The sequence below is a fragment of the Cupriavidus sp. Met-2 genome, from assembly GCF_049843575.1.
GTDB lineage: Bacteria > Pseudomonadota > Gammaproteobacteria > Burkholderiales > Burkholderiaceae > Cupriavidus > Cupriavidus metallidurans.
Map to the genome: position 1 here is coordinate 783,037 of NZ_JBBHZL010000001.1, position 26,639 is coordinate 809,675.

Annotated in this window: 29 protein-coding genes; 11 read left to right on the forward strand and 18 right to left on the reverse strand. The window is 64.3% G+C overall.

Annotated features, from left to right (window positions below; genetic code table 11):
* Positions 1 to 5 precede the first annotated feature (5 nt).
* On the forward strand, positions 6 to 656 hold the full coding sequence (locus tag WD006_RS03695) for an ABC transporter permease (RefSeq protein WP_008645203.1): 651 nt from the start codon (positions 6 to 8) through the stop codon (positions 654 to 656).
* Positions 653 to 1,849, forward strand: a complete 1,197-nt coding sequence (locus WD006_RS03700; protein WP_425647958.1) for a betaine/proline/choline family ABC transporter ATP-binding protein — start codon at positions 653 to 655, stop codon at positions 1,847 to 1,849. Before WD006_RS03695 ends, WD006_RS03700 begins: the two co-directional genes overlap by 4 nt.
* 49 nt (positions 1,850 to 1,898) lie before the next feature.
* On the opposite strand, the gene WD006_RS03705 is transcribed toward WD006_RS03700, so the two are convergent.
* The 4 genes from WD006_RS03705 to WD006_RS03720 all read right to left on the reverse strand — a co-directional run bounded on the left by WD006_RS03705 (position 1,899) and on the right by WD006_RS03720 (position 4,876).
* Positions 1,899 to 2,036: a hypothetical protein gene (locus WD006_RS03705; RefSeq protein ID WP_017511209.1), complete on the reverse strand. Its 138-nt coding sequence runs from the start codon at positions 2,034 to 2,036 to the stop codon at positions 1,899 to 1,901.
* Positions 2,037 to 2,070: 34 nt separating this feature from the next.
* Positions 2,071 to 2,517 carry a hypothetical protein gene (locus WD006_RS03710; protein ID WP_029308298.1) on the reverse strand — a complete coding sequence of 149 codons (447 nt, stop codon included), beginning with the start codon at positions 2,515 to 2,517 and terminating at the stop codon, positions 2,071 to 2,073.
* Positions 2,518 to 2,671: 154 nt separating this feature from the next.
* Complete coding sequence (locus WD006_RS03715) at positions 2,672 to 3,427, reverse strand: slipin family protein (protein ID WP_011515639.1); 756 nt, start codon at positions 3,425 to 3,427, stop codon at positions 2,672 to 2,674.
* 36 nt (positions 3,428 to 3,463) lie between these two features.
* The gene (locus WD006_RS03720; protein WP_035832987.1) at positions 3,464 to 4,876 is read right to left on the reverse strand and encodes an NfeD family protein; all 1,413 of its coding nucleotides are present in this window, start codon (positions 4,874 to 4,876) and stop codon (positions 3,464 to 3,466) included.
* 197 nt (positions 4,877 to 5,073) lie between these two features.
* On the opposite strand from WD006_RS03720, the gene WD006_RS03725 reads away from it, so the two are divergent.
* The 6 genes from WD006_RS03725 to WD006_RS03750 all read left to right on the forward strand — a co-directional run bounded on the left by WD006_RS03725 (position 5,074) and on the right by WD006_RS03750 (position 9,362).
* Positions 5,074 to 6,318, forward strand: a complete 1,245-nt coding sequence (locus tag WD006_RS03725; protein ID WP_035832985.1) for a YbfB/YjiJ family MFS transporter — start codon at positions 5,074 to 5,076, stop codon at positions 6,316 to 6,318.
* An 86-nt stretch (positions 6,319 to 6,404) separates the two neighbouring features.
* Positions 6,405 to 7,178: a class II aldolase/adducin family protein gene (locus WD006_RS03730; RefSeq protein ID WP_029308295.1), complete on the forward strand. Its 774-nt coding sequence runs from the start codon at positions 6,405 to 6,407 to the stop codon at positions 7,176 to 7,178.
* A 19-nt stretch (positions 7,179 to 7,197) separates the two neighbouring features.
* Positions 7,198 to 7,386: a 4-oxalocrotonate tautomerase gene (locus tag WD006_RS03735; RefSeq protein WP_008645213.1), complete on the forward strand. Its 189-nt coding sequence runs from the start codon at positions 7,198 to 7,200 to the stop codon at positions 7,384 to 7,386.
* Positions 7,387 to 7,426: 40 nt separating this feature from the next.
* Positions 7,427 to 8,458, forward strand: a complete 1,032-nt coding sequence (locus WD006_RS03740) for a threonine aldolase family protein (RefSeq protein ID WP_029308294.1) — start codon at positions 7,427 to 7,429, stop codon at positions 8,456 to 8,458.
* A gap of 67 nt (positions 8,459 to 8,525) precedes the next feature.
* On the forward strand, positions 8,526 to 9,122 hold the full coding sequence (locus WD006_RS03745) for an NUDIX domain-containing protein (protein WP_029308293.1): 597 nt from the start codon (positions 8,526 to 8,528) through the stop codon (positions 9,120 to 9,122).
* Between the two features lie 12 nt (positions 9,123 to 9,134).
* Positions 9,135 to 9,362, forward strand: a complete 228-nt coding sequence (locus tag WD006_RS03750) for a sulfurtransferase TusA family protein (protein WP_008645216.1) — start codon at positions 9,135 to 9,137, stop codon at positions 9,360 to 9,362.
* Positions 9,363 to 9,433: 71 nt separating this feature from the next.
* On the opposite strand, the gene WD006_RS03755 is transcribed toward WD006_RS03750, so the two are convergent.
* The 7 genes from WD006_RS03755 to WD006_RS03785 all read right to left on the reverse strand — a co-directional run bounded on the left by WD006_RS03755 (position 9,434) and on the right by WD006_RS03785 (position 14,035).
* The gene (locus WD006_RS03755) at positions 9,434 to 9,781 is read right to left on the reverse strand and encodes an FKBP-type peptidyl-prolyl cis-trans isomerase (protein ID WP_008645218.1); all 348 of its coding nucleotides are present in this window, start codon (positions 9,779 to 9,781) and stop codon (positions 9,434 to 9,436) included.
* A 30-nt stretch (positions 9,782 to 9,811) separates the two neighbouring features.
* Positions 9,812 to 10,360: a YaeQ family protein gene (locus tag WD006_RS03760; protein ID WP_008645219.1), complete on the reverse strand. Its 549-nt coding sequence runs from the start codon at positions 10,358 to 10,360 to the stop codon at positions 9,812 to 9,814.
* Positions 10,361 to 10,492: 132 nt separating this feature from the next.
* Positions 10,493 to 10,801, reverse strand: coding sequence for a hypothetical protein (locus WD006_RS03765; protein ID WP_011515645.1), 309 nt, complete (start codon positions 10,799 to 10,801; stop codon positions 10,493 to 10,495).
* Between the two features lie 127 nt (positions 10,802 to 10,928).
* Positions 10,929 to 11,522 carry a YceI family protein gene (locus WD006_RS03770; RefSeq protein ID WP_029308292.1) on the reverse strand — a complete coding sequence of 198 codons (594 nt, stop codon included), beginning with the start codon at positions 11,520 to 11,522 and terminating at the stop codon, positions 10,929 to 10,931.
* Positions 11,523 to 11,561: 39 nt separating this feature from the next.
* Positions 11,562 to 11,945 (reverse strand): MAPEG family protein, encoded by a 384-nt coding sequence (locus WD006_RS03775; RefSeq protein ID WP_011515647.1) that lies wholly within the window; start codon positions 11,943 to 11,945, stop codon positions 11,562 to 11,564.
* A 108-nt stretch (positions 11,946 to 12,053) separates the two neighbouring features.
* Positions 12,054 to 12,284 carry an RNA-binding S4 domain-containing protein gene (locus WD006_RS03780; protein ID WP_008645224.1) on the reverse strand — a complete coding sequence of 77 codons (231 nt, stop codon included), beginning with the start codon at positions 12,282 to 12,284 and terminating at the stop codon, positions 12,054 to 12,056.
* A 2-nt stretch (positions 12,285 to 12,286) separates the two neighbouring features.
* Positions 12,287 to 14,035, reverse strand: a complete 1,749-nt coding sequence (locus tag WD006_RS03785) for a glutamine--tRNA ligase/YqeY domain fusion protein (protein WP_029308291.1) — start codon at positions 14,033 to 14,035, stop codon at positions 12,287 to 12,289.
* Between the two features lie 279 nt (positions 14,036 to 14,314).
* On the opposite strand from WD006_RS03785, the gene WD006_RS03790 reads away from it, so the two are divergent.
* Positions 14,315 to 15,766 carry a CoA transferase gene (locus WD006_RS03790; protein ID WP_029308290.1) on the forward strand — a complete coding sequence of 484 codons (1,452 nt, stop codon included), beginning with the start codon at positions 14,315 to 14,317 and terminating at the stop codon, positions 15,764 to 15,766.
* Here WD006_RS03790 and WD006_RS03795 read toward each other — a convergent pair.
* The 4 genes from WD006_RS03795 to WD006_RS03810 all read right to left on the reverse strand — a co-directional run bounded on the left by WD006_RS03795 (position 15,763) and on the right by WD006_RS03810 (position 20,260).
* On the reverse strand, positions 15,763 to 16,380 hold the full coding sequence (locus tag WD006_RS03795) for a pyridoxamine 5'-phosphate oxidase family protein (protein WP_029308289.1): 618 nt from the start codon (positions 16,378 to 16,380) through the stop codon (positions 15,763 to 15,765). The genes WD006_RS03790 and WD006_RS03795 overlap by 4 nt on opposite strands.
* Before the next feature lie 13 nt (positions 16,381 to 16,393).
* The gene (locus tag WD006_RS03800; protein WP_029308288.1) at positions 16,394 to 17,254 is read right to left on the reverse strand and encodes a PhzF family phenazine biosynthesis protein; all 861 of its coding nucleotides are present in this window, start codon (positions 17,252 to 17,254) and stop codon (positions 16,394 to 16,396) included.
* Positions 17,255 to 17,578: 324 nt separating this feature from the next.
* Entirely contained in the window at positions 17,579 to 19,204 is a 1,626-nt protein-coding gene (gene ggt / locus WD006_RS03805) for a gamma-glutamyltransferase (protein WP_011515652.1), read from the reverse strand.
* 78 nt (positions 19,205 to 19,282) lie between these two features.
* Positions 19,283 to 20,260 carry a Bug family tripartite tricarboxylate transporter substrate binding protein gene (locus WD006_RS03810; protein ID WP_029308287.1) on the reverse strand — a complete coding sequence of 326 codons (978 nt, stop codon included), beginning with the start codon at positions 20,258 to 20,260 and terminating at the stop codon, positions 19,283 to 19,285.
* A 169-nt stretch (positions 20,261 to 20,429) separates the two neighbouring features.
* On the opposite strand from WD006_RS03810, the gene WD006_RS03815 reads away from it, so the two are divergent.
* Complete coding sequence (locus WD006_RS03815) at positions 20,430 to 21,314, forward strand: LysR substrate-binding domain-containing protein (RefSeq protein WP_011515654.1); 885 nt, start codon at positions 20,430 to 20,432, stop codon at positions 21,312 to 21,314.
* A gap of 107 nt (positions 21,315 to 21,421) precedes the next feature.
* On the opposite strand, the gene WD006_RS03820 is transcribed toward WD006_RS03815, so the two are convergent.
* Together WD006_RS03820 and WD006_RS03825 are read right to left on the reverse strand one after the other, a co-directional pair.
* Complete coding sequence (locus tag WD006_RS03820) at positions 21,422 to 22,924, reverse strand: tripartite tricarboxylate transporter permease (protein ID WP_011515655.1); 1,503 nt, start codon at positions 22,922 to 22,924, stop codon at positions 21,422 to 21,424.
* A gap of 13 nt (positions 22,925 to 22,937) precedes the next feature.
* A complete protein-coding gene (locus WD006_RS03825) occupies positions 22,938 to 23,399 on the reverse strand; it encodes a tripartite tricarboxylate transporter TctB family protein (protein ID WP_008647137.1) in 462 nt (153 codons plus the stop codon).
* Positions 23,400 to 23,773: 374 nt separating this feature from the next.
* Here WD006_RS03825 and WD006_RS03830 point away from each other — a divergent pair, with 374 nt between their 5' ends.
* Positions 23,774 to 25,591 carry a potassium/proton antiporter gene (locus tag WD006_RS03830; RefSeq protein ID WP_029308286.1) on the forward strand — a complete coding sequence of 606 codons (1,818 nt, stop codon included), beginning with the start codon at positions 23,774 to 23,776 and terminating at the stop codon, positions 25,589 to 25,591.
* On the opposite strand, the gene WD006_RS03835 is transcribed toward WD006_RS03830, so the two are convergent.
* Positions 25,563 to 26,570 (reverse strand): tripartite tricarboxylate transporter substrate binding protein, encoded by a 1,008-nt coding sequence (locus WD006_RS03835; protein WP_011515657.1) that lies wholly within the window; start codon positions 26,568 to 26,570, stop codon positions 25,563 to 25,565. The two genes, WD006_RS03830 and WD006_RS03835, sit on opposite strands and share 29 nt — an antisense overlap.
* Positions 26,571 to 26,639 lie beyond the last annotated feature (69 nt).

Sequence of the window (26,639 nt, forward strand, 5' to 3'; positions counted from 1 at the left end):
CCATCATGGATCTGCTGACCTACCTTCACCATAGCTGGCCGACGCTGCTACGGCTGACTGGCGAGCACCTCGCGCTGGTCGGCTCCGCAGTCGGGTTGGCCATCGTCATCGGTGTGCCACTCGGCATCCTGATCACGCGACACCGCTTTCTGGCCGGGCCGATGCTGGCGTTGGCGACCGTGGTGCTGACGCTGCCGTCGATCGCGCTGTTCGGCCTGATGATCCCGATCTTCGCGCGCTTCGGCCACGCGTTGGGCTACCTGCCGGCCGTGACCGCCGTGTTCCTGTACTCGCTGCTGCCGATCATGCGCAACACGTACACCGCGCTGGCCAATATCGATCCCGGCATCCAGGAAGCCGGCCGCGGCATCGGCATGACCACATGGCAGCGTATGCGGCTGGTGGATCTTCCGCTCGCCGTGCCCGTGATCCTGGGCGGCGTGCGTACCGCCGTCGTGATGAACATCGGTGTGGCCACGATCGCGGCGGTTATCGGCGCCGGTGGCCTGGGCGTGCTGATCCTGCAAGCGATCAGCCAGAGCAACATGAGCAAGCTGGCCGTGGGCGCGGTTCTCGTCAGCCTGCTCGCCATTGTGGCGGACGCGTGCCTGCAGGCACTGCAGCGCGCGCTGACGCCGAAAGGAATCCGTCAATGATAGAACTCGACAAACTTGCCAAGACCTTCCACCAAAAGGATGGCACTGAAGTGCGTGCCGTCGATGCCGTCAGCCTGGCGGTGCCGCGTGGCGAAATCTGCGTGTTCCTGGGGCCGTCTGGTTGCGGCAAGACCACCACGCTGAAGATGATCAACCGCCTGATCGAACCGACCTCCGGTACCGTTCGCATCGATGGCGAGGACACGGCCGGACTCGACGGCGTGACCCTGCGGCGCAAGATTGGCTATGTGATCCAGCAGATCGGCCTGTTTCCGAACATGACGATCGAAGAGAACATCATGGTCGTGCCGCGCCTGTTGGGATGGAATAGGAAGCAGTGCCGTGAACGGGCGCGCGAACTGATCCGGATGGTGCAGTTGGACCCAGACAAGATGCTCAAGCGCTATCCGCGCGAACTCTCCGGCGGCCAGCAGCAGCGCATCGGCGTGATCCGGGCACTGGCGGCCGACGCGCCGGTGCTGTTGATGGACGAGCCGTTCGGCGCGGTCGATCCGATCAACCGCGAAAGCATCCAGAACGAGTTCTTCCAGATGCAACGCCAGCTCGGCAAGACCGTGATCATGGTGTCGCACGATATCGATGAAGCGATCAAGCTCGGCGACAAGGTTGCCGTGTTCCGTGGCGGCAAGCTCGTGCAGTTCGATCATCCCGATGCGTTGCTGGCTCACCCCGCCAACGATTTCGTGCAGGCCTTCTTCGGCCACGACAACACGCTCAAGCGCCTGCTGCTGGTGCGTGCCGGCGACGCCGCCACGATGCCGCCGATCAGCCGGCCCGACATGCCGCTGGCCGAAGCATTCGGTGTGATGGACGATGCCGACGTGCGCCACCTTCCCGTTGTCGACGACGCGCAGCACCCGCTTGGCTATGTCACGCGCCGCGATGTGCGGGGCGCGATGGCGTCTGGCGGGCACTGTGCCGATGTCATGCGCCCGCTTACCGTCACGGCGACGTGCGACGAACACCTGCGCATCGTGCTGTCGCGCATGTATCAGCACAACACGAGCTGGCTGCCCGTGCTCGATGCCGATGGGGGATACCTGGGGGACGTGACGCAGGAATCGATCGCGGACTATCTCAGCTCGGGCCGGTCGCGCGGTATGGCGGGCGGCCTTTCCTCGGCGTTATCTCAGCGCACAGCACCCGCGGAATCGGCAGCGCACGCCGCGTAGGGAGCCTCCTGACCGCGGCCGTGTGGCACGGTCAGGATTCGCATCACCTTCAAGCTGCCGCATGCTTCAGATAGATGCCCCAGGCAACCCACGACGCGTAGACGACGAGATACCCTTTGAAGACCCTGGTCATCACCTTGCGCTGAAGTTCGTTGTCTTCCAGGAATCTGATGATGGCTTTCTGCATGTTGATGCTCCTTGGCTGATGATTCGCGATGTTTTCAAAGGCCGCTGGGCCGAACCAGTTCGGCGTAGATCCCGAAGTAGGCTCCTGCACTGACGATCATCAGGCAGACTGAAATCCTCAAGACCCAGTTGGGTCGATCGCGTGGACGCGTGACTGCGGCGCTGGCTTCCATCGCGCCCAGCAGTACCAGCACGGCTGCGAAGACGATCAGGAACACATGCATCGCAATGCCAATCCACATGGTCTGGCGGTTCCAGTGGGACTCATCCAGCGCGGAAGCCAGCAGGTAGCAGGCGCTGGCGCTCATCGGGATTGCAGCCCAGAGTAGCTGTCCGCCTTCGATCGCACGCCGGACGATGCCGTGACTTTCTTCCCGGAAGAAGTGGGGCAGCTTGGCTAGCGGCAGCAGTGCTAACGGCGCGAGCAATGGAATCGCGACGTTGAACACAAACCAGCCGAACAGCTCGATTGTCCTTGCCATGGTGCCCTTGAAATGAGTGGAGGAAACCGTCAGCAAAGGTGCAGACGGCGAGGCCGATGCTAGGCCTCGATCCGGCTCATGCCAATAGGGAAGTTGTGAACGATTGTGGCGTCCAGCGCAAACTCTTGAGGCCAATCAATCGCATCAAAATGTGCTATTTCGACCCTCCGCCGGCAAGTGCCGACAGCACGCCCATTGGCAACGGGAAGACGATGGTCGAACTCTTGTCGCCAGCGATCTGGGTGAGCGTTTGCAGGTAGCGGAGTTGCATCGCCTCCGGTTGACGCGCCAGCATCTGCGCGGCTTCTAGCAGCTTTTCCGATGCCTGCAATTCGCCTTCGGCATGAATGATCTTGGCGCGCCGCTCGCGTTCGGCCTCGGCCTGCCGTGCGATCGCGCGGACCATCGTCTCGTTGAGGTCGACATGCTTGATCTCGACGTTCGATACCTTGATGCCCCATGCGTCCGTCTGGGCGTCGAGCACCTTCTGGATGTCGAGGTTCAGCTTCTCCCTTTCCGCCAGCATTTCATCGAGCTCGTGCTTGCCCAGCACCGAGCGGAGCGTGGTCTGCGCGAGCTGGCTCGTGGCCTCCAGGAAGTTGGCCACCTGGATGATCGCGCGTTCCGGGTCGACCACCCGGAAGTAGATCACCGCGTTGACCTTGACGGATACGTTGTCGTGCGAGATCACGTCCTGAGGGGGCACGTCCAGTACCACGGTGCGCAGGTCCACGCGCACCATCTGCTGGATGGCGGGGATGATCAGCACCAGTCCAGGTCCCTTGACGCGCCAGAAGCGCCCAAGCATGAAGACCACACCGCGCTCGTACTCGCGCAGCACGCGAAATGCGGAGATCACCAGCAGAACCAGCAGGAAGATCAAGCCGCCGAAGCTGAATCCGAAAGCCATATCAGACTCCTTCCGTTCTTGTTTCAGTGGGAATGCTCATGACGGGTCGCCCGCGGTTGTCACGTCGAGCACCAGCCCACGCCGCGCCGTCACGCGCACGCGTTGACCACGTACCAGCGGGGCAGCGCTGTGGATACGCCATTGTTCGCCATGGACCGTTGCCCATCCGTCTGCCGGGGCATCGTCGATTACCACGCCGATGCTGCCAACCAGCGCGTCCGCACCGCTGACAACCGGCCGCCGGCGCGCGCGCAACAGCACCATCGACATGCCGAACAGGAAGACCGCCGACACCGTGGACAGGGTGGCAATCAGCGATAGCGGCACGCCGAAGCCGGGCACGTCGGTGTCGATCAGCATCACGGCGCCGAATGCAAAGGCGATGATGCCGCCAACGCCCAGCGCGCCGAACGTCGGCAGGAACAGCTCTGCGGTCATGCAGCCGACGCCAAGCGCTATCAGCGCCAACCCAGCGTAGTTGACGGGCAGCATCTGCAGCGCGAACAGGCCCAACAGCAGGCAGATCGCGCCGGCAATGCCCGGCACGACCATGCCCGGCGTGGAGAACTCGAAGATCAGACCGTAGATGCCGATCATCATCAGGATCAGCGCGACGCTCGGGTCCGTGATGACGGCGAGCAGGCGGCTGCGCCAGTCGGGTTCCAGCGTGACCACGGGCGCGCCCGCCGTGTGCAGGGTGCGCATGGCGCCCGCGGCCTCGATGCGTTTGCCGTCCACTTGCCTGAGCAGTACCGGAAGGTCGGCGGCGATCAAGTCCGCCACATGCTGCGCCACGGCTTCGTCGGCGGAGAGGCTCACCGCTTCTCTTACCGCGCGCTCGCCCCAGTTGGCATTGCGGTGTCGCAACTGCGCCAGCCCTCGGATGTAGGCGGACGCATCATGCATCTGCTTGCGTGTCATCGTGTCCTCGGCCGCCGGAGCGCTGGAAGGTGCCGATGCGGGTGCCGGACCTGCTTCCGGTTTCGGGCCGCCAATACCGATCGCGACGGGGCTGGCCGCGCCCAGGTTGGTGCCGGGCGCCATTGCGGCGATATGGCTGGCGTAGAGGATGTAGGTGCCCGCGCTGGCCGCCCGCGCGCCGCCGGGATAGACGTATGTTGCAACCGGCACGGGCGACGCGATGATGGATTGGATGATGTCGCGCATCGATTTGTCCAGGCCGCCTGGCGTATCCATCTCAATCACGATGAGTTGCGCCCCATGCTTGCTGGCGTGCTCGATGCCGTGCACGGCAAAGCTGGCGCTGGCCGGACTGATGGCGCCCCGGATGGGGATGACGTAGACCGGTGGCACGGCAGGCGCGGTGGATGCGGATGACGCGGACTGCGCGTGCGCGCCTGTAATCGCCAGCAAGGTGAGCCCGAGGGCGTGCCCCAGTGCGAGCCAGCGCACCCGGGCCAGCCAGTCTCGGATCGGTGCGAGTGTCATGGCGGGGAGCGGCCCGCAGTGAATGCCGTGGCCGCGCCACTTCCAGTGTAGGCGACCGGCCACATTCCGCCATCGCGCATTGGTGCCGGCGCGTTCCGGCGCGGGCTTGCCGGCTGCCGGCAGGTATGACGATTCAGGCGTAGCATTGGCGACATTGTCAAATCCGCCGAATGCGGCACCAGCCCGGATTCCGTCACATGCCTTCCGCAAATGCCGATATTTCCTCCGGATTGCTGACCCGGCAAACCGCTGGCGCGTGGGCCGTGGCGCTGGCCGGGCTTGTCTCGCTGGCGCTGGCCATGGGTATCGGGCGCTTCGCCTTCACGCCGCTGCTGCCGATGATGCTGCACGACGGCACCGTGTCCCTGGCCGAGGGCAGCGCGCTGGCGACGCTGAACTACATCGGCTACCTGCTGGGTGCATTGTTATGCCTGTTCATCCGGCCCGACCCGGTGCGCATGGTGCGCGGCGCGCTGGTGCTGACCGTGGTGCTGACGCTGGCCATGGCGCTCCCGGGCGGCATGGTGGCGTGGCTCGCCTGGCGCACGCTGGCCGGTATCGCCAGCGCGGTGGTGATGGTCTACGCGACCGCGTGGTGCATGCAGCGACTCGCCGAACTCGACCATCCGACCCTTGGTGGCCTGATGTTCTGCGGGCCGGGGGTCGGCATCGTGATCACGGGGGTGTCGGCGTTCGGCATGGTGGCGGGGCACTGGCTGGCCAATTGGGGATGGATGACGTTCGCGGTGCTTGGCGCCGTCATGCTGGCGCTGGTGTGGCGTGTGTTCGGTTCGCCGCCTCCTGCGTTACACACGCCGTGCGGTGGCAGCGCGCCAACTCTCGCGCCGGCGCCCACGCCAAAACTCGACCTTGAAACCTGGGCGCTGACGCTGGCTTACGGCCTGGCCGGATTCGGCTACATCATCACCGCGACATTCCTGCCCGTGATCGCACGCCAGGCCATGCCGGGCAGTGTCTGGGCAGACCTGTTCTGGCCGATCCTGGGAGCAGGGGTGATGGTGGGCGCGTATCTGGTCACGCGCGTGGGCATGCACCACGACAACCGCCGCATGATGATGATGCTGTACACAATGCAGGCCATCGGCGTGGGCGTGGCGGCGGTCTGGCCGACCGTGGCCGGATTCGCGCTCAGCAGCCTCCTGGTGGGCCTGCCGTTCACGGCGCTGGTGTCGTTTGCGATGCGTGAAGCGCGGCGCCTGTGGGGCCAGCGTGCCTCGAAGCTGATCGGCCTGATGACGGCGGCATACGCGCTCGGCCAGATCGCGGGGCCGCCGCTGGCCACCGCGCTGGTGGCCCGCACGGGCGGATTTTCGGCGTCGCTGGCGGTGGCGGCCGGAGCGTTGCTGCTGGGCGCGCTGATCTACGTCTGGATGTGGCGCGCGCTGCCGGTGGGTGGCAAACCGGCCCATGCCGGCGCCTGAGGACTGCGCTACAGTATCGGCTCCGCCGCTCACTCGACCGGACGCACCCGCGCAGGCGTTGCAGGGCGGCGCGGAGCCTTTGCCCCATGTCTTTTGCCTTGCAGCCCGGCCGTGCCGCGGGCCCGGCTTTCCCGATCAGCGACGAAGAAGCGCGCGTGCGCGTGGACCTTGCCGCCGCCTACCGGCTGGTCGCGCTGGAACGTTGGGATGACCTGATCTACACCCATATTTCGGCCACCGTGCCCGGCGAACCCGATCACTTCCTGATCAATCCGTTTGGCTTTGCCTTCGAGGAGATTCGCGCGTCCGATCTCGTCAAGATCAACAGCCGGGGCGAAGTGGTCGGCGAAACCGTCCATCCCGTCAACGTGACAGGCTTTGCGCTGCACGGCGCAGTCCATGCGGCCCGCCCCGATGCACACTGTGTGATGCACCTCCATAACACCGCTGGTATCGCGGTGTCGGCCCAGGCCGAGGGATTGCTGCCGCTTTCGCAGCATGCGATGCGTTTCCACGGGCGGATTGCCTATCACGATTACGAAGGGCTGGCGTTCTCGCCGGCCGAGGGCGGGCGGCTTACCGGGTCGCTGGGCGGGCACCCGGCCATGCTGCTGCGCAACCACGGCACGCTGACCGTGGGCCGCACGGTAGCGGAGGCCTACGTGTTGATGGCCACGCTGATCAAGGCGTGCGAGATCCAGCTCGGCGCGCAGCTCGGCAGCGCTACCGTCCAGCCGTCAGCGGCCATTGCGGACAAGACCTCTCTGCAGCTTTATGACGGTGGCGCCGTCGAGGGCGCGATGGAATGGCCCGCACTGCTGCGCAAACTCGATAAAATCGATCCCTCTTACAAGAACTGACATTCCAAAGGAGTCACGAATGCCCACTTTCCACGTAGAAATGTTTGAAGGCCGCACCGTCGAGCAGAAGCGCAAGTTTGTCGAGGAAGTTACCCGTGTCACGTGCGAGACGCTTGGCTGCTCCTCGGGCGCGGTCGACATCATCATCACCGACGTCAAGCGCGAGAACTGGGCTACCGGTGGCGAACTCTGGGCCGACAAGAAGTAACTTCTAGCAAGGCTGAACGATGACCTCCGCAGTCTCCACCATGCAGCAGTTCGCCTCGGACAATTACGCGGGTTTCTGCCCGGAATCGCTTAAGTATTTTCTCGAGGCCAACGCCAGCGGCCATGAGAAGGCCTACGGCGACGACAGCTGGACGCAAAAGGTCTGCGATCGCATCCGCGATCTGTTCCAGACCGATTGCGAGGTCTTCTTCGTCTTCAACGGCACGGCGGCCAATTCGCTTGCGCTGTCGTCGCTGTGCCAGTCTTACCACTCGGTGATCTGTCATGAACTCGCCCATATCGAAACGGACGAGTGCGGCGGCCCCGAGTTCTTCTCGAATGGGTCGAAGCTGCTCACCGCGCCCGGCGAGAACGGCAAGCTGACGCCCGATGCGGTGGAGGCGCTGGTCACTCGCCGCGCCGATATCCACTATCCGAAGCCGCGTGTCGTCTCGCTGACGCAGGCCACTGAGGTGGGCACCGTCTACACGGTGGAGGAAGTGCGTGCCATTGCGGCCATCGCCAAGCGGCGCCAGTTGCGCGTGCATATGGATGGCGCGCGATTCGCCAATGCGGTGGCATCGCTCGGTGTGCACCCGTCAGAAATCACCTGGCGTGCGGGCGTCGATGTGATCTGCTTTGGCGGCACCAAGAATGGCTTGCCCGTGGGGGAGGCCGTGGTTTTCTTCGACCGCAAGCTGGCGGAGGACTTTGCCTACCGCGTGAAGCAGGCGGGGCAACTGGCGTCGAAGATGCGTTTTATTTCGGCGCCATGGCTCGGCATGCTCGAAAACGACGTGTGGCTGAATAACGCGCGCCACGCCAACGCCATGGCGACGCTGCTTCACCAGCGCATCGCCGATATTCCTGGCGTGCGCATCATGTTCCCGACCGAGGCGAACGCCGTCTTTGCCGAGCTGCCGTTGCCGGCCATCGAGGCGCTGCGCGCCCGGGGCTGGCTGTTCTACACCTTCATCGGCGCAGGCGGGTGCCGGCTGATGTGCGCGTGGGACCTGCAGCCAGACACCGTGGAAGCGTTTGCCGCCGATATCCGCACGGCCTGCTCGGGTTGAAGGGCAGTTACGCATCCAGCATTCACCAACGATAACGAGACACGAGACAGAAGACAGGAGACCCCCGATGCATAACTATCGTTTTTGCCCGCAATGCGGTTCGGAACTTGAGCATTTGCCAATGTCTGGACGCTATCGCCATGTTTGCCTGCGGGATGGCTGCGGATTCGTGCATTGGGACAATCCGTTGCCGGTGCTGGCGGCTGTGGTCGAGTACGAGGGCAAGCTGCTGCTGGCACGCAATGCCGTGTGGCCCGAGAAGATGTTCGCGCTGGTGACCGGCTTTATGGAACGTGACGAAACGCCGGAACTGGGCGTGGCACGCGAGCTCAAGGAAGAGACCAATCTCGATACCGTGTCGGCATCGCTGATTGGTGTCTACGACTTCATGCGCAAGAACGAGTTGATCATTGCCTACCACGTTCAGGCGACCGGGAGTATCCGGCTGTCGGAGGAGTTGGCGGAGTACAAGCTCGTGGCACCGGAGAAGATGCGGATCTGGAATGCAGGTACCGGCTTTGCCGTGGCCGATTTCCTGGAGCGCCGCGGAATGCCGGTGCGATTCTATGATCGCGCCACCGGTGACGACATTCCCGATCCGCGTCGCCCGACCGACTTCAGCCTGCTCGGCGCTTCGCTACAATACGGCATCTATCAGAAATAGAAGGTGTGAGGAATGGATTTCCAGAAAGAAGTGGACGCCCGCGGCCTGAATTGCCCGCTGCCGATCCTGCGGACCAAGAAGGCGTTGGCTGACATGGCCAGTGGCGAAGTGCTCAAGGTGCTGGCCACTGATCCGGGTGCCACGCGCGATTTCCAGGCATTCGCGAAGCAGACGGGCAATGAGTTGCTGTCGCACGCCGAGGTCGACAAGGTTTTTGTGTTCTACATGAAGCGCCGTTGATTCCCGGTTGTGCTTCATGCGCAATAAAAAACGGACGCCAAGGCGTCCGTTTTTTATTGGCGGGTTCTGCCTCAGACCGCGAGCAGTTCCACTTCGAACAGCAGCGTGGCGTTCGGAGGAATCACACCACCGGCGCCACGGGCACCGTAGCCCAGGTCGGCGGGAATGACCAGGCGGCGCGTGCCACCAACCTTCATGCCCTGCACGCCTTCGTCCCAACCGCGAATGACGTGGCCGGCGCCCAGCGGGAACACGAACGGGTCGTTACGATCCTTGCTCGAATCGAACTTGCGGCCAGCCTGGCCGTTCTCGAAGAGCCAGCCGGTGTAGTGCACGGTCACATGCTTGCCTGCCTTGGCTTCGTCGCCCGAACCGACGACGGTGTCTTCGAATTGCAGGCCGGAGGGAGTGGTTTGCATCGCAGTCTTCCTTTTGAGTGTGGCTGGGAATCAATCGTCCGCGCGCTGGAGTACTTCGCGCGTAATCTGCACATTGTGGTCGTCGTCACTGACCCAGATGTCGCCATCCTGGATGGTCACGGACAGGCGCATGGCACGCTGGGCCATACGTGCCAGCGCTTCCACGGCATCCGAAGGCACATTGTAGATGGTCACGTTGCGCAGCTTGCTGGCCTTGCCCGACATGCCTTTCCACCACTCACGCGCGCTGGCGCTCTGGTACGTATAGACAGTGACGTGATCGGCACGCGCGGCGGCACGCTTCAGCCGGGTTTCGTCGGGCTGGCCGAGGTCGATCCAGTGGGAAATGTCGCCGGTCAGCGTCTTGTCCCAAAGATCGGGTTCGTCGGGTTCGTCCAGGCCGCGAGTGAAGGTCAGCGTCTCGGTGGCTTCGCAGGCAAAGGCCAACAGGCGGACCATCATGCGTGCGTCGTTCTCGGACGGGTGTTGGGCAATGGTCAGCGTGTGGCTGCCGTAGTACGGCCGATCCATGTCGGACACGGACAGGTCGGCTTTGAAAATGGTGGACTTGAGCGCCATGGGATCAGGTAAGCGGCACGCGCCAGCAATCGTGCTCTGTGCGCGAAAGGCCGAATCATACGTGATCCGGACGTCGACACGATGGAAATGGGGTAGCCGGGGCGGTAATTGTCCCGGCTGGCCCGCGCCGGGTCAGCGCTTGCGATAGTCGGCGAGCCAGAAGCGCAGCAGGGCGGAAGCCAGTATCAAGCCCAGGAACGAGGCGGCCGCCACCAATGCAATACCGCCATCACTGTTGATGTCGCCTTCAACGGCTACACCAGCGATCAACGTCCCGACCATGACGGCGAGCAGCGGCAGCAACAGCGCGCCACGGCCATAGGTCTTGTAGGCCCAGAGTGGAAATCGGCGAAGAAAATCGGCGGGAATGCTGCACGCCAGGCAGGCGCCGGCAGCAGCTAGCGACGCCGCAACGACGTCGTTCAGGTGAATCATGCTCATCTTGGCTCGCGCATCGCCGTTCGCAGTGAGGCTACGCGGCTGGATGGTCTTGGCAAAGGGCTGATTTTACTGAACTTCTTCCAGCTAAAGGTGACGCCGGGGCGCCTTCGACAGGCTGTGCCGCTGGCTATTTTCCCGCAGGTTCCGCCGCGCCGGCGGGGGATGCTTCGACCGACACCTGAAGTGTGACCAGATCGCCGACCTCGGGCAGGAAGCGTGTTACCCCGAAGGCGCTGCGCGGAAAACTGGCATGGAAGTCGCCGCCGCACACGTTCCGCCTGACACCGAACAGGACCGTCTCGCCGCAACTGAAACGATCGGCCTCGAGGCGCAAGGGTTGGCTGATGCCATGGAGCGATAGTGAACCTTCCACGGCGACAAGCTTGCCGTTCTCGACAATAAAGCGGTTCGCCTGTAGCCGGGCAACGGGGAAGTTCTGGGCGTCGAGGAACTGCGCGGAACGCAGCACTCCATCGAGACTGCGGTTTCCCGTGTCGATGGAGTCGGTGTCAACGGTGAAGTCGATGGACCCGGTGCCGCTGTCGGGGTCGTAAAGAATGCGCCCATCCATCTTGCCGAAGCGGCCACGAACCGTGGTGCGTTCAAAGTGACTCGCGCCGAAGTACACGGCGGTGTGTGTCGGGTCCACGGTGTAGGTGGCCGGCGCGGCCAAGGCAGGGGAGGCCAGCAGTGCTGCGGCAATCGGAAGGACGACGCGCATTTGGGGCCTCCGCTTCATGGACACAATCCGTGGACAGACTCAGTGAACGAAGACGGGCAGCAGGAATATGCCGATCACTGTCAGTTGCCCAACCGTCCAGAACAACGTGCGTAGCGTGGCGCGATCGGTCAGGTAGCAAATGGTGTACAGAACCCGGATGACGATGAAAGCAATCGCCAGTTCGTCGATTCGTGCTTGCGGTGCGGCCAGATGCGAGGCGATCAGCACGGCGGCCGCGAAGAATGGGAATGCCTCGAAATGATTGCGGTGAGCCATGTCGGCACGCCGCGCGCGGCCGCTCTGTCGTTCCAGCCAGGCACGTGGGTCATGGTTGTCGTAACCACGGCTACCGGCCTTGGCAACGGCGACGGTCAGGACTGGCATCAGGCCAGCCACGAGTACACACCAGAACGCGATTGGCATTGATGCTCCTTGGAAGCCGCTTCGCCTTCGATTTGAAACGGCTAATCTGTGACAAGTTAGCGAGGCGACGGCATTGCGCCGCCGCCTCGTGATCGCACTGCCTGGCGTTCAGGCTGCCACCACCTTGATGCGCACACCACCGGTGCCGCCGACGCCGACCACCTGGCCAGCGCGGATCTTCGCGGTCTTGCGCGACTCGGGCGCACCGTCCACCGATACCTCGCCCGCCGCGACCAGCGCCTTGCCGGCACCGCCACTGTCGCAGACGCCGGCAAGCTTCAGCAGGTCATTCAGCGCGATGAACTCGCGATCAAGCGGAAAAGTAATGGTTTGCGCCATGCTCACTTGCCCCAGCTGTCCTTGAGTCCAACCGTGCGGTTGAACACCGGCTTGCCCGGCTGCGAATCCACTCGGTCCGCCACGAAGTAACCGTGCCGCTCGAACTGGAAACGGTCCTCTGGTTTGGCATCGCGCAGGCCCGGCTCCAGATAGGCGGTCACGACCTTCTTCGATTCCGGATTCAGCGCGTCCAAGAAGTTCTTGCCACCGGTATCCGGGTTCGGGTCGTTGAACAGACGGTCGTACAGGCGGACTTCGGCTTCACACGCGTGAGGCGCGCTGACCCAGTGGATGTTGCCCTTGACCTTTACGCTGTCCGCGCCAGGCGTGCCGCTCTTGGTTTCCGGCAGGTAGTTCGCGTGCACGGCAATCACGTTGCCGTCGGCATCCTTGTCGACGCCGGTGCATTCGATCACATAGCCGTAGCGCAGGCGCACCTTGTTGCCTGGGAACAGACGGAAGTAGCCCTTCGGCGGGTTCTCGTTGAAGTCCTCGCGCTCGATCCACAGCTCACGCGACAGCGGGAATACGCGGCGGCCCATTTCAGGCTGCTTCGGGTGCACCGGCGCCGAGCATTCCTCGCTCTGGCCTTCCGGGTAGTTGTCCAGGATCAGCTTGAGCGGGTCCAGCACGGCAACGCTGCGCGGTGCCCGCGCGTCGAGGTCATCACGGACCGCGCCTTCGAGCGTGCTCATGTCGATCCAGCTATCGGCCTTCGACACACCCACGCGATCGCAGAAGAGCTGGATCGACTCGGGCGTGTAGCCGCGGCGGCGGATACCGACGATGGTGGGCATCCGCGGATCGTCCCAGCCGGTCACGCGCTGCTCGTCCACGAGCTGCTTCAGGCGTCGCTTGCTGGTGATCGCGTAGGTCAGGTTCAGGCGCGCGAATTCGTATTGGTGCGGCAGCGGATTGGCGAACACGCCGGCGTCGCGCAGGTGCTCGAGCACCCAGTCATAGAGCGGGCGGTTGTTTTCGAACTCGAGCGTGCACAGCGAATGCGTGATGTTCTCGATCGCGTCCGAAATGCAATGCGTGAAGTCGTACATCGGATAGATGCACCACTTGTCGCCGGTACGGTGATGATGGGCGTGGCGGATGCGGTAGAGCACCGGATCGCGCATCACGATGTTCGGGGCGGTCATGTCGATTTTCGCGCGCAGCACGTGCTCGCCGTCGGCGTACTTGCCGTCGCGCATCTCGCGGAACAGCTTCAGGTTCTCCTCGACCGAGCGGTCGCGGAACGGCGACGGCTTGCCCGGTTCGGAAAAGTTGCCGCGCATGGCGGCGATCTGCTCGGCGCTCTGGCTGTCCACATAGGCCACGCCGCGCTCGATCAGCGTCTCGGCAAACTTGTAGAGCTGGTCGAAGTAGTCGCTCGCGAAGTACAGGTGCGGCGTGCTGCCCGCCTGGGCGCTATCCCAGGAGAAGCCGAGCCAGTGCACGGCATCGATGATCGAGTCGACGTACTCGGTGTCTTCCTTCACCGGGTTCGTGTCATCGAAGCGCAGATGGCAGCGGCCGGCGTAGTCGCGGGCCAGCCCGAAGTTCACGCAGATGCTCTTGGCGTGACCAATGTGCAGGTAGCCGTTCGGCTCCGGCGGGAAGCGCGTGATGACCGTCGGCAGCGGGTCGCCTTGCTTGTCCGCGCGGCCGGCGTAGGTGCCGGTGGCGAGGTCCTGGTCGATGATGCTCCGCAGGAAGTTGGAGGCGGCGGGCGTGTCGTTGGGTTTGGTGTCGTGGCTCATGTTGTCGCCGCAACGGGGGCGGCTCGATTGCTTGGGCGGACGGTCCGGGCCTGGATTGACCCGGTTTGCGGTCCTGATGTTCCGTGGAATGGGGCGATTTTACCGTGCCTGCGGGGTAACCCGGCACCTGCGGGGCTTTTTCCGAATCGTCTCACGGCGCGATGGGCTGAAGTGGTGCAGAATCCACCAGATATCAGGGTCGTCATCGTGCGGTAGACCTCGGGCCGTGGTGCGCAATCGTCGCACAGTCCGGGGCTTGCCGCTGCTGGAATACAAGCCATGAACTCCGCTTCCTTCGCCACCGTTCCCCCCCAAACTGCCCCCGATGCCTTGGCCGCGCTCTGGCGCGAGGCCGGGATGCCCCCGGAAGCACTTGGGCATCTGACGCTGACCGGCGCCGATCCGGTTCTCCCATCCAGCTTCGCCATTGGCACTGCGGCCCAGACCAGCCTGGGCGCGTCGGCGCTGGCTGCCGCCGCGTTGTGGGCGCAGCGGACCGGCAACTGGCAGGGCGTCGCGGTCGATATGCGCCATGCCATGGCCGAGTTTCGCAGCGAGCGCTATCTGCGCGTCAAAGGTGGCGCCGCGCCCGAGCTATGGGACAAGATCGCGGGGCTGTACCCGTGCGGCGATGGCCGCTGGGTCAGGCTGCATACGAATTTTCCGCATCATCGGGATGGCGTGCTGAAGCTTCTGCATTGCGCGCACGACAAGGATGCCGTGCGCGCTGCGCTGTCCAAGTGGAAGGCCGAGGACTTCGAAGCGGCGGCCTCGGACACCGGCATGGTCGTGGCGGCGATGCGGACCTATGACGAATGGCAGGCGCACCCGCAGGCTCAGGCGTTGCGGGGGCTCCCGCCGGTCATCATCGAACGGATCGGCGATGCGCCGCCGATGCCGTTGCCGGCATTCGCCCCCCAGGCTGAAATCAATGTCGATGCCAGGCCGCTGTCCGGCGTGCGCGTGCTCGACTTCACTCGCATCATCGCCGGCCCGGTGGCGGGGCGGACCTTGGCCGCCCACGGCGCCGATGTGTTGCTGGTCACGGCTGCGCACCTTCCGTCGATTCCGCCGCTCGTTATCGATACCGGGCGTGGCAAACGCTCCTGCCAGCTCGATCTGCGTGACGCGGATGACAAGCGCGCGCTGCACAAGCTGCTGCACGGCGCCGATGTCGTGGTGCAGGGGTATCGCCCGAACGGGCTGGCGGAGCTTGGGGTCGGTGCCGAAGCCGCAGCGCGCGCGCGTCCAGGCATCGTCTATGTGTCGCTATCTGCTTATGGCCATGTCGGGCCGTGGGCGGGCAAGCGGGGTTTCGATTCGCTCGTGCAAACGGCCACCGGTTTCAATGACGACGAAGCCCGTGCAGCGGGCTCCACCGAGCCGAAGCCGCTCCCGGCGCAGGTGCTGGATCATGCCGCGGGGTATCTGCTGGCCTTTGGCGCGATGGCGGCGCTGCACCGCCGTGCGGTGGAAGGCGGAAGCTGGCATGTGCGCGTGTCGCTGGCCCAGGTCGGGCAATGGTTGCGCGGGCTAGGTCGCCTGCCGGATGGCTTCAGCGTGCCCGACCAGCACATCGACGAGATTTCGGACCTGCTCGAAGTGCAGGAGTCGGGCTTCGGCGAGTTGACCGTGGTGCGTCACGCGGCCCGGTTATCGGCAACGCCGGCATATTGGGCGTTGCCTTCCGAACCACTCGGTACCCACGCGGCCGAGTGGCTGCCGCGCTAGTAGAGGTTATTGCGCAGGCGGTCCGGGAGTTCGCGATCGTAGGTGGCGGCGTCGATCGCATTCTGGCTCAGCGTTGCGACGATCGTGCCATTGCTCGGCAGCGCCTCGCGTGAAATCTGCGCGTCGGCGGACCACAGGTGCGATCGCATCAGCGCGCGGGCGCACTGGAAGAATACCGAGTGGATTGCGATGACGAGCACCGAGGTCGGCGCTTTGTCCTGCACCACGCAGCGGGCGATCAGGTCCGGATCCGTGGAGATCTTTGCGGTCCCGCTGACACGCAGTGTTTCGTTGACGCCCGGAATCAGGAACAGCAGTCCCACGCGCGGGTCGGCAATGATATTGCGCAGGCTGTCGATGCGATTGTTCCCGCGACGGTCCGGCAGCAACAACGTGCGATCGTCGAGCACATGCACGAATCCAGGCGCGTCGCCGCGTGGGGAGCAGTCGCCTCCCTTGCCGCTGGCCGTCGAGAGTAGGCAGAACGGTGACGCCTCCACAAAGGCTCGGTAATGCGGGTGGAGGTAGTCCACCTCCTTGGCAAGCGATGCCCCTGACGGTTCGGCGTACAACGATTCGAGATCGGCAAGTGTGGCAATGTCGTGCGATGGCATGGCAGAGTCCTTGTCAGAGTGTCACGGTGCCGCGACCGAGTTCGATTACGCGGCCGCCCACGCGAATCGCGCCCTCGGTGGTCACGTTCAGGTCCAGCCGGCAGCGGCGATCGACGAACTCGCCCTGGTCCACCTCGTAGCTGGCGGGCAACTGGTGGCCCGTTGCCACCAGCCATCCGCCCAGGTTGGCGCAAGCGGAGCCGGTGCCTGGGTCTTCCGCTACTCCGCCGCCTTGCTTGGTGAAGAAATACCGCACGAGTGCCTTGCCTGGCTGTTCCGGGTCGAATGCAAAGACATAGGCGGTCTTGCGGCCCAGGCTGCTTTGCGGCCAGCGATCGAGCCGGCTGCTGTCCGGTTGTGCGCGACGTACTGCGTCGGGCGTCTTCACGGGGACCAGCAATTGGTCGGCGCCGGTGTCGACCCACATCGGTGATCCGGCAAGATCGTCCATGGTCAGGCCCAGCAACGATGCCATCTCGGCATCCGGCAGGCCCGCTGGGGCGGTCTTCGGCGCGCCCGCGTGCGGCGCGGTCAGTGTCCAGCGGTCACCCTTGGCCGTGACCGGGACCACGCCGGCCTTGAATTCGAGCGAAAGCGCGTCGCCCGTTTTCATCAGGTCCCGCACGACGTGCGCCGTGCCAAGCGTCGGATGGCCTGCGAAGCGCATCTCGTATCCCGGCGTGAATATGCGTACGGCGGCGTTGGCGTTGTCGGATGGGAGCACGAAGGTGGTCTCCGACAGGTTGAACTGCAGGGCCAGCGCCTGCATGGTCGCGTCATCGAGTCCGCGCGCGTCCTCGAACACACACAGGGGATTGCCGCCGAAGGTGGACTCGGCGAATACGTTGACGATTCGGTAGGCAAAAGTAGGCATGGGGGCGGCTTTCCAGAAATCAGCGACTCGGCAAGTGTACGGGAGCCTCCACGCCATGCCATGCACAGTTTCACGCGAATGCAGCGGAACAGTTGCAGCCCGGGACCTGATGCAAGCAGCGTGCGCATTCAAGCAAATTGCGATTGGCGCGTTCTGCATCGATATCGCCCATGCCGTCGCGATCGAGCGCTTCCTGAGCCTGCCGGTGTATTGAGTACTAAGCGTGGCAATCCCGGAATGAAAATAGGCGCCATGGGTTTCCCCATGGCGCCTCGCAGGACTTCTACTACGTACTACCTACAGCGGTACAACTAAACCTCTGCCTCAGAAGCCCACGGCCTGACCGTCGCGGCGGCTGTCGCTGGCGGCCACATAGCCTTGCTCGGCATCGTCCGACAAACGCCAGATGAACTGGCCGGAGCCGAAGTCCATATACGGGTCTTCCACGGATTTGAGCTTGTGGCCGCGCTCCTTGAGCCCGGCCACGGTGTTCGGGTCCATGGTGCCTTCAACGTCCAGCGTGAAGTCGCGGTTGACCTTCCAGCGCGGTGCGCAGCAGGCAGCCTGCGGTTGCTGGTTGTAATCGAGCATGCGCACAACGGTTTGCAGATGACCTTGCGGTTGCATATCACCGCCCATGACGCCGAAGCTCATCACCGGCTTGCCTTGCTTGGTCAGGAAGGCCGGGATAATCGTGTGGAACGGGCGCTTGCCGCCTTCCACCACGTTGGCCGACTTCGGATCCATCGAGAATCCAACGCCACGGTTCTGCAGGCTGATGCCGGTGCCCGGCACCACGACGCCGGAACCGAAGCCCATGTAGTTCGACTGGATGAACGAGATCATCATGCCGTTCTCGTCTGCCGCGGTCAGGTAGATCGTGCCGCCCGTGCGGGGCATGCCGAAGTTGAAATGCGTCGCGCGTTGCATGTCGATCAGCTTGGCGCGGGACTTCAGGTAGGCCTCGTCCAACATCTGCTCGGGCGTGACCTCCATGCTGCGCGGATCGGCCACGTAGCGGTACAGGTCCGCGAAGGCAAGCTTCATCGCCTCGATCTGCAGGTGCTGCGAGTCGACCGAATCCACCGGCAGCGAGCCGACGTCGAACTGATCGAGGATACCCAGCGCCATCAGCGCGGCAATGCCCTGGCCGTTCGGCGGAATCTCGTGCACTTCGTAGCCACGGTAGGACTTGCTGATCGGCGTGACCCACTCGGGGCGGTAGTTGCGCAGATCGTCGAGCGTCATCGCGCCACCGCATGCCTTGCTGAACGCGGCGATCTTCTCGGCGATTTCGCCTTCATAGTACGCACGGCCGCCAGTGGCGCCGATCTTGCGCAGCGTGTCTGCGGCATCCTTGAACAAGAACTTCTCGCCGACAGCCGGCGCGCGGCCATTCGGCATGAACGTGTCGGCAAAGCCGGGCTGGCTCTTGAGGTCCGGCACGGCGGCGGCCCACTTGTGCGCAACCACCGGCGGCACTGCATAGCCACGTTCCGCGATCTCGATCGCGGGTTCCATCAGGTCTTCGAACGGCAGCTTGCCGAAGCGTTCGTGCAGCGCGGCCCAGCCGGCGATGACACCAGGCACGGTGACCGAATCCCAGCCACGGATCGGCCGGTTCGCAAGGCCGTTGCCATCGGCGCCGTACTTGTTCTTGAAGTAGTCCGGATTCCACGCGGCCGGTGCCACGCCCGACGAATTCAGGCCGTGCAGTTGCTTGCCGTCCCACAGGATCGCGAAGGCATCGCTGCCCAGGCCGCACGACACCGGTTCCACCAGCGTGATCGCCGCGGCGGCGGCAATCGCGGCGTCCACTGCGTTGCCACCCTTGAGCAGCATCCGCAGGCCGGCCTGGGCCGCCAGCGGATGCGAGGTCGACACAACGTTGCGCGCGAACAGCGGAATGCGCACGGTGGGGTAGGGGTTGGTCCAGTTGAAGTTCTGCATGGTGTCTCTCGCTATGCCTAGTGTTTTCTCTGCGCTCCCATCGCGCAGGAGAGCAGAGCAAAATTGGGGATCAAAGAATCAATCCACCTGGATCTTCCGATCCTTGATCAGCTTGCCCCAGCGGGCGCTGTCCTTCTTCACCATCGCGGCGAACTGCGCCGGCGTGCCGCCAACGGGCTCGGCGCCGAGCTTGGCCAGGCGATCCTTGACGTCCTGCGACTGGATGGCCTTGTTGAACTCGCTGTTCAGGCGGTTGACGATATCAGCCGGCAGGCCCTTGGGGCCATAGATGCCGAACCATGTGTCCGATTCGAATCCGGGCAGCCCCGATTCGTTGACCGTCGGCAGGTCCGGAGCCAGCGGCGAGCGCTTCATGCTGGTCACGGCCAGCCCTTTCAGCTTGCCGTCCTTCACGTGCGGCATGCCGGACACGATGCTGTCGAACAGGATCTGCACCTTGTTCGAGATCAGGTCAGGCACCGCCAGCGCCGTGCCACGGTATGGAATATGCGTGATGAACACGCCGGCCTGGGCCTTGAATGCTTCGGCGGTCAGATGCACGACCGTGCCGTTGCCACTCGATGCGTAGTTCAATTCGCCCGGATGCTTTTTCGCGTAGTCGATCAGTTCCTTGACGTTCTTCACCGGCAGCGAGTTCGGCACCACCAGCACGTTGGTGGCCGTGGCCACCTGGCCGATCGGCGTGAAGTCCGTCTCGGTGTTGTAGGGCAGATGGGTGTTGATGTACGGGCCGATCGAGTGCGTGCTGGTCGTGGCGATCAGCAGTGTGTAGCCGTCGGCGGGCGCCTTGGCCGCCATGTCCGAGCCGATCGCGCCGCCGGCGCCGGGCCGGTTGTCCACAACGATCTGCTGGCCCATGCTCGTGCCCACTTTCTGGGCAATGGCGCGCGCCAGCAGGTCAGTGGCACCGCTGGCCGGGAAGGGCACGATCAGCCGGATCGGCTTGCTGGGATAGTTCTCTGCGTGCGACGGGGCAGCAGCCAGGGTCAGGCTTGTGGCAAGGCCGACGCCAAACAGGCGAAGCCAGGTTTTCATTTCTCTTCTCCGGTGCGGATGGGTACGGCACATCTCTTCTGGCCAGCAACCCAAAATTATTCCGCGCTAGTCGACATAATGAAAGTTAATATTCCTTGCCTGATCCACAAGAAAAACTTGTGAATCGATCAAGGAGGCCAGCGACCCATATGCATTCAATGAGCACCCCATGAGCACAATTCGCTTTCTAAGGACCTTCGTAGCCGTGGCCGAGCATGGCTCGTTCGCTGCCGCCGCCGGTCAGGTGGCGCTGACCCAGGCGGCAGTGAGCCTGCAGATGCGCTCCCTGGAGGAGGAATTGCGGCGCGAACTGTTCGACCGCAGCGGACGCGTGGCCGTGCTCAATGCCGATGGCCGGGAATTGCTGCCCATGGCGCGGCGGCTGCTGGATCTCTATGAGGAGATGCGGCTGCCACTTTCAGGGTCCGATGCGATGGCGGGGGCCGTGGCGGTCGGCGCGGTGGTGTCGGTGATGGGTGGGCTGTCACATGTCGTGGCGCGGCTCAAGCGCACGCACGCGGCGCTTGATGTCCGGCTCATCGGCGCGAAGTCGATCGAACTGGCGACGATGGTGGAGGGCGGCGAGCTCGATGCGGCGTTTCTGGTCGAAGGCATGGCGCGCCCATCCGGGGTGCTGCGCTGGACACCCCTCTATGACGAGCCGCTGGTGGCCATCGCGTCGCGGGGCAGCGACGGCGATACGGCGCGTCAGGCGCTGGCGGCCAACCCGTTCCTGCGGTTCGATCGCACCCAGCGTACTGGCGTGCTGGTGGAGCGCGCGCTCCGCCGCGCGCATCTGCGCACCAACGAGTTTCTCGAACTGAATTCGATCGAGGCCTTGGTGGAACTCGTGCGTCAGGAGGTGGGGGTGACCGTGGTGCCGCTGCTAAAACGTGCCCGCTGGCAGGAAGACGAGGCGCTGCGCATCCTGCCGTTGCAGGCCGATGGCGAGCCAATGGTCCGCACCATCGGCATGCTGGAGCGGCGCGATCACGGCCGCGCGCACGTGACCGAGGCGATCCGCGCTGCGTGTGCCGAGTTGTTCGCGGCCTGAACGTCGCCTGAATTCCCCCTGAACGCCGCATTGCTGCGGTGCCGGAATGAAAAAAGGGCGCCGCAATGGGCGCCCTTCCTTTACAGCGGAAGCTGAGACCGGAGGCCTTACTCTTCCTGGAATGCTTCTTCGCGCTTGGCCTTGATCGACGGCATGGCCACGATCAGCACCAGCACTGCCGCGCCGATCAGCAGACCCAGCGACAGCGGGCGCGTCACGAACACGCTGAAGTCACCACGCGACAGCAGCAGCGAGCGGCGGAAGTTCTCTTCCATCATCGGTCCGAGCACGAAGCCCAGCAGCAGCGGTGCGGGTTCGCACTTCAGCTTGATGAACAGGTAGCCGATCACGCCGAAGGCCGCGGTCTGGAACACGTCGAACGTGGTGTTCTGGACCGAGTACACGCCGATGCAGCAGAACGTCAGGATCGCCGGGAACAGGAAGCGGTACGGCACCTTGAGCAGCTTCACCCACACGCCGATCATCGGCAGGTTCAGGATGATCAGCATGAAGTTGCCAATCCACATCGAGGCGATCAGGCCCCAGAACAGCGCGGGGTTGCTGCTCATCACCTGCGGACCAGGCTGGATGTTGTGGATCGTCATCGCACCGACCATCAGCGCCATCACGGCGTTGGGCGGAATGCCCAGCGTCAGCAGCGGGATGAACGAGGTCTGGGCAGCGGCGTTGTTGGCCGATTCCGGACCCGCCACGCCTTCGATCGCACCCTTGCCGAACTCGTGCGAGAACTTCGACGTCTTCTTTTCCAGCGAGTAGGCCGCGAACGAAGCCAGCGCGGCACCGCCACCCGGCAGGATACCCAGTGCCGAACCCAGCGCCGTGCCACGCAGCACCGCCGGAATCATGCGCTTGAAGTCTTCCTTGGTCGGGAACAGGTTCGTCACGCTGTCCGTGAAGGTTTCGCGGGCTTCCTTTTGCTCCAGGTTCGCAATGATTTCCGCGAAGCCGAACACACCCATTGCCACCGACACGAAGTTCAGGCCGTCGGTCAGTTCAGGCACGTCGAACGAGAAGCGCGCAGCGCCCGAGTTCACGTCGGTACCGACCAGACCCAGCAACAGGCCCAGCACGATCATCGCCACGGCCTTCGACAGCGAGCCCGAAGCCAGCACCACGGCGCCGATCAGACCCAGCACCATCAGCGAGAAGTACTCGGCGGGACCGAACTTGAACGCCAGTTCCGACAGCGGCGCGGCAAACGCGGCCAGGATCAGGGTAGCCACGCAGCCAGCGAAGAACGAGCCGAGACCGGCGGTAGCCAGTGCCACACCGGCACGGCCACGACGCGCCATCTGGTAGCCGTCGATCGTGGTCACCACTGATGATGATTCACCAGGCAGGTTCACCAGAATGGCGGTGGTCGACCCACCGTACTGCGCGCCGTAGTAGATACCGGCCAGCATGATCAGCGCAGCCACCGGCGGCAGCGTGTACGTCACCGGCAGCAGCATGGCGATGGTGGCCAGAGGCCCGAGGCCCGGCAGCACACCAATCAGCGTCCCGAGCACGCAGCCCAGGAATGCGTAGGCGAGGTTTTGCAGTGACAGGGCGGTTGCAAAGCCCAGTCCGAGGTTGTCTAACAGTTCCATGAGGCCCGTCTCCTTAGCTTGCCAGGAAAGCCGGCCACACCGGCATCTGCAGGTTGATGCCGTACACGAAGGCGCCCATGCTGATCAGCACGAGGATGATCGCGTTCAGAACGGCACCCTTCCAGCTGAATTCATGGCTGGCCATCGAGGAAACCAGCACCAGCACCACGACCGACAGCACCATGCCGAGCGGCTTGAGCAGCAGGCCGAACAGCACGACCGCACCCAGGATCCACAGCAGGATCTTGATATCCCAGCGTTCCAGGCTGTCTTGCGCCGCCTTGGACGACAGCGAACCCCACAGTACCAGCGCGCCCAGCAGGGCGAGCACGATGCCGAGCCAGAACGGGAAGTACCCCGGTCCCATCTTGGCGGCTGTTCCCATGGAATAGCCACGGGCGACGAAGGAAAAGCCCAGACCGACCAGAATGAACATCAGGCCGGAGGCAAAGTCCTTTTGGCTGCGTATGCGCAAAATGATTCTCCTCGATTGACTTGCTTGAACTTGACGCGACGTGCCGGAAAACCGGCCTGTCAACTGGGTCGCGGGTGCACGTCACCCACGGCCCTGCGACACTCCCCGTCGCGGGCAGGGTGGAAGTTAAAAGTGCATCCTTTCAGCTACCTTTCATATGTCTGCATTTGGGTGCATCCTCAGGGTATGTCCCTAGGCATACGTCCGAAAGCTGTTCGAAAGGCGGACGTAAGTCGTTGACGATGCAAGGGAAATCACGAGGAGAACGGGAGATTGGACGTCTGGCAGCGGGGCGTGGAGCCGGCCTCGGCGTGCACTATCATCGACAGAACCGGTCGGTATATCGACGGTAAGACGGTACGGGGAGCCACGGGATGGAAAGCATTGACCACGCCATTCTGCTCGGTGCCGTCGTGATGACGGCGGGCATCCTGCTTGGGGTTTTCTCGTCGCGCTTCGGTGTCCCGTTCCTGCTGGTCTTCCTGGGCGTCGGCATGGCGGCCGGGGTCGACGGCCCCGGTGGCATCCGCTTCTCCAACACCTGGCTCAGCTTCCTGGTGGGCAATATCGCGCTGGCCGTGATCCTGCTCGATGGGGGGTTGCGCACGCGCCTTGCCACCTTCCGCGTGGCGCTGCGGCCGTCCTTGTCCCTGGCCACGCTGGGGGTGGTCATCACGGCGGTGCTGGTCGGCGCGTTTGCTTCCTGGTTGCTCGGGATCGACTGGAAGCTCGGGCTGTTGCTAGGCGCCATCGTAGGCTCTACCGATGCCGCCGCCGTCTTCTCCCTGCTCAACGGTAGCGGTGTGCGGCTCACGGAGCGCGTGGCCAGCGTGCTCGAGATCGAGTCGGGTATCAACGATCCCATGGCGATCTTCCTGACCCTGACGTTGATCGAGTGGATCACCTCGCCGCAGGGGCTGTCGCCCGGCGCGCTTGTGACGCGGCTGGTCGTGCAGTTCGGGGTGGGCGGGATACTTGGCGCGGCGCTGGGCTACTGCCTGGCCAACGTGATGGAGCGCGTCAACGTGGCCGAGGGCCTGCAGGCCATTCTGGTCTGTTCGGGCGGCTGCATGGTCTGGGCGATCGTGCAGACTGCCGGCGGCAGTGGCTTCCTGGCGGTCTACCTGACCGGGATGATCGTCGGCAACCGGGAACACGCGGTCGGCGGCGACACGATGCGGGCGATGGATGGCATGGCCTGGTTGGCGCAGTCGGCGATGTTCCTGCTGCTTGGGCTGCTGGTGTCTCCGCACCGGATCTGGGACATCGCGCTGCCCGCCGCGGCCGTGGCGTTGTTTCTGATGTGCGTGGCGCGGCCCGTAGCCGTCTGGATCTCGTTGCTGCCGTTCCGGTTCAACGCGCGCGAGAAGGGTTTCGTGGCGTGGATGGGGTTGCGCGGCGCGGTGCCGATCGTGCTGTCGTTGTTCCCGATGCTGCAGGGCATGAAGGATTCGGGGTTGCTGTTTCGCGTGGCGTTCGCGGTGGTGCTGGCCAGCCTGCTGTGCCAGGGCACCACGGTCGCCCTGGCTGCACGGCTGGCGCGCGTGCTGCGGCCGCTCTACAACGAACCGCTATCGCGTGAGCGGATGCGCGGCACCCAGGCGCCAGCACTGGAGTTGATGCAGTTCGAGGTGGCCGCTAATTCACCGGTGGACAGCTTGCGCGCGGACCAACTCGAATTGCCAATGCGCAGCCGCCTGATGACCGTGGCGCGTGACGGGGCGCTGGTGCCGCTCGACCGCGCCATCCTGCGTGCTGGCGATACCGTCTCGGTGCTGGCGCCTGGCGGTGTTCTGCCGGTGCTTTCTCGCCTGTTCCTGACGTCAGGACCCCCGCCTGCCTGGGACCAGGTGACCTACGATTTTCTGCTTGCCGGACAGGCGAGTCTGGCCGATGTCGCCGCGCTCTATGGCACCCGGGCGCTGCTGCCGCACGAGCAGTTGAGCACGCTCGAACAGGCGATGCTGGCAGTGTTCCGGTCGCCGCCGGTAGAGGGGGATGCGCTGGAGATTGCCGGCTTGCGGCTGACGGTGACCCGCATGGACGGGCCCCGCATCGTGCAGGTGGGATTGCTGCTGCCGCGCCCGGTGGCGGCGGGCGCTGGCGATGGCACTAACCATCGCAGGCGCCGGCGTCACCGGGCACGGCCGGGGCTGGACCGGGTCAGTCGACCTTCGCGCCGGAAACCTTGACGATCTGGCTGTACTTCTTCAGTTCGCGCTGGATCAGGGTGGCGAACTGGTCAGGCGTGGTCGGCGCCGGCTGCGCGCCAATGCGTGCCAGCTTCGCCTTCATGTCGTCGGTCTTCAGGATCGCCACGATGTCGCGATTGAGCCGATCGACAATGTCGCGCGGGGTGCCGGCCGGTGCGAGCACGCCGAACCACGTGGAGATATCGAAGTTCTCCAGGCCCAGTCCCTTGCCGGCTTCGGCAATCGTCGGCAGTTCCGGGAATGCAGCCGCACGGCTGGCCGTGGTGACCGCGAACGCCTTGAGCTTGCCCGCCTTGATGTTGGCCGACGCCGACGCGAGGTTGTCGAAGATCAGGTCGGTTTGGCCCGACAGCACCGACATTTGCGCGGGCGCCGCGCCGTTGTACGGGATATGGACCATGCTGACATGCGCCATGCTCTTGAACAGCTCGCCCGACAGGTGTCCGGCGCTGCCGTTGCCACCCGACGCGTAGTCGAGCTTGCCCGGATGCTTACGCGCGTATTCGACCAGATCGCGCACGGTATTGATGTGCAGTTCGGCGGCCTTGCCAGGGTGCATCACGAGCACGTTCGGCACGTCGGCCACGAGCGTGATCGGCGTGAAATCCTTGACCGGGTCATACGGCATCTTGGCGAACAGCGTCGGATTGATCGCATGGGTGGCCACTGCGCCCATCACGATCGTGTAGCCGTCGGCGGGCTGCTTGGCCACGAAGTCCGCGCCAAGATTTCCGCCCGCGCCGGGCCGGTTCTCCACCACCACGGGCTGACCGAGGCTATCGCGCAGCTTTTCGCCGATGGCGCGCGCTACGGTGTCGAGCGGGCCGCCGGCCGGGTAGGGCACGACGAAGCGGATCGGCTTGGTGGGCCAGTTGCTGGCGGCGCTGGCCGGTGCGGCAAAGGCCAGCGTGGCGGCCATTGCGGCGCCCATCGCGGCGGAGAGCAGGGTCTTCAACATAAGTCAGTGGATGAATGGAGGAAAGCGGGAGGAAAGCGGATGGCCAGCGCGGGTGCGACTGGCCGGAGG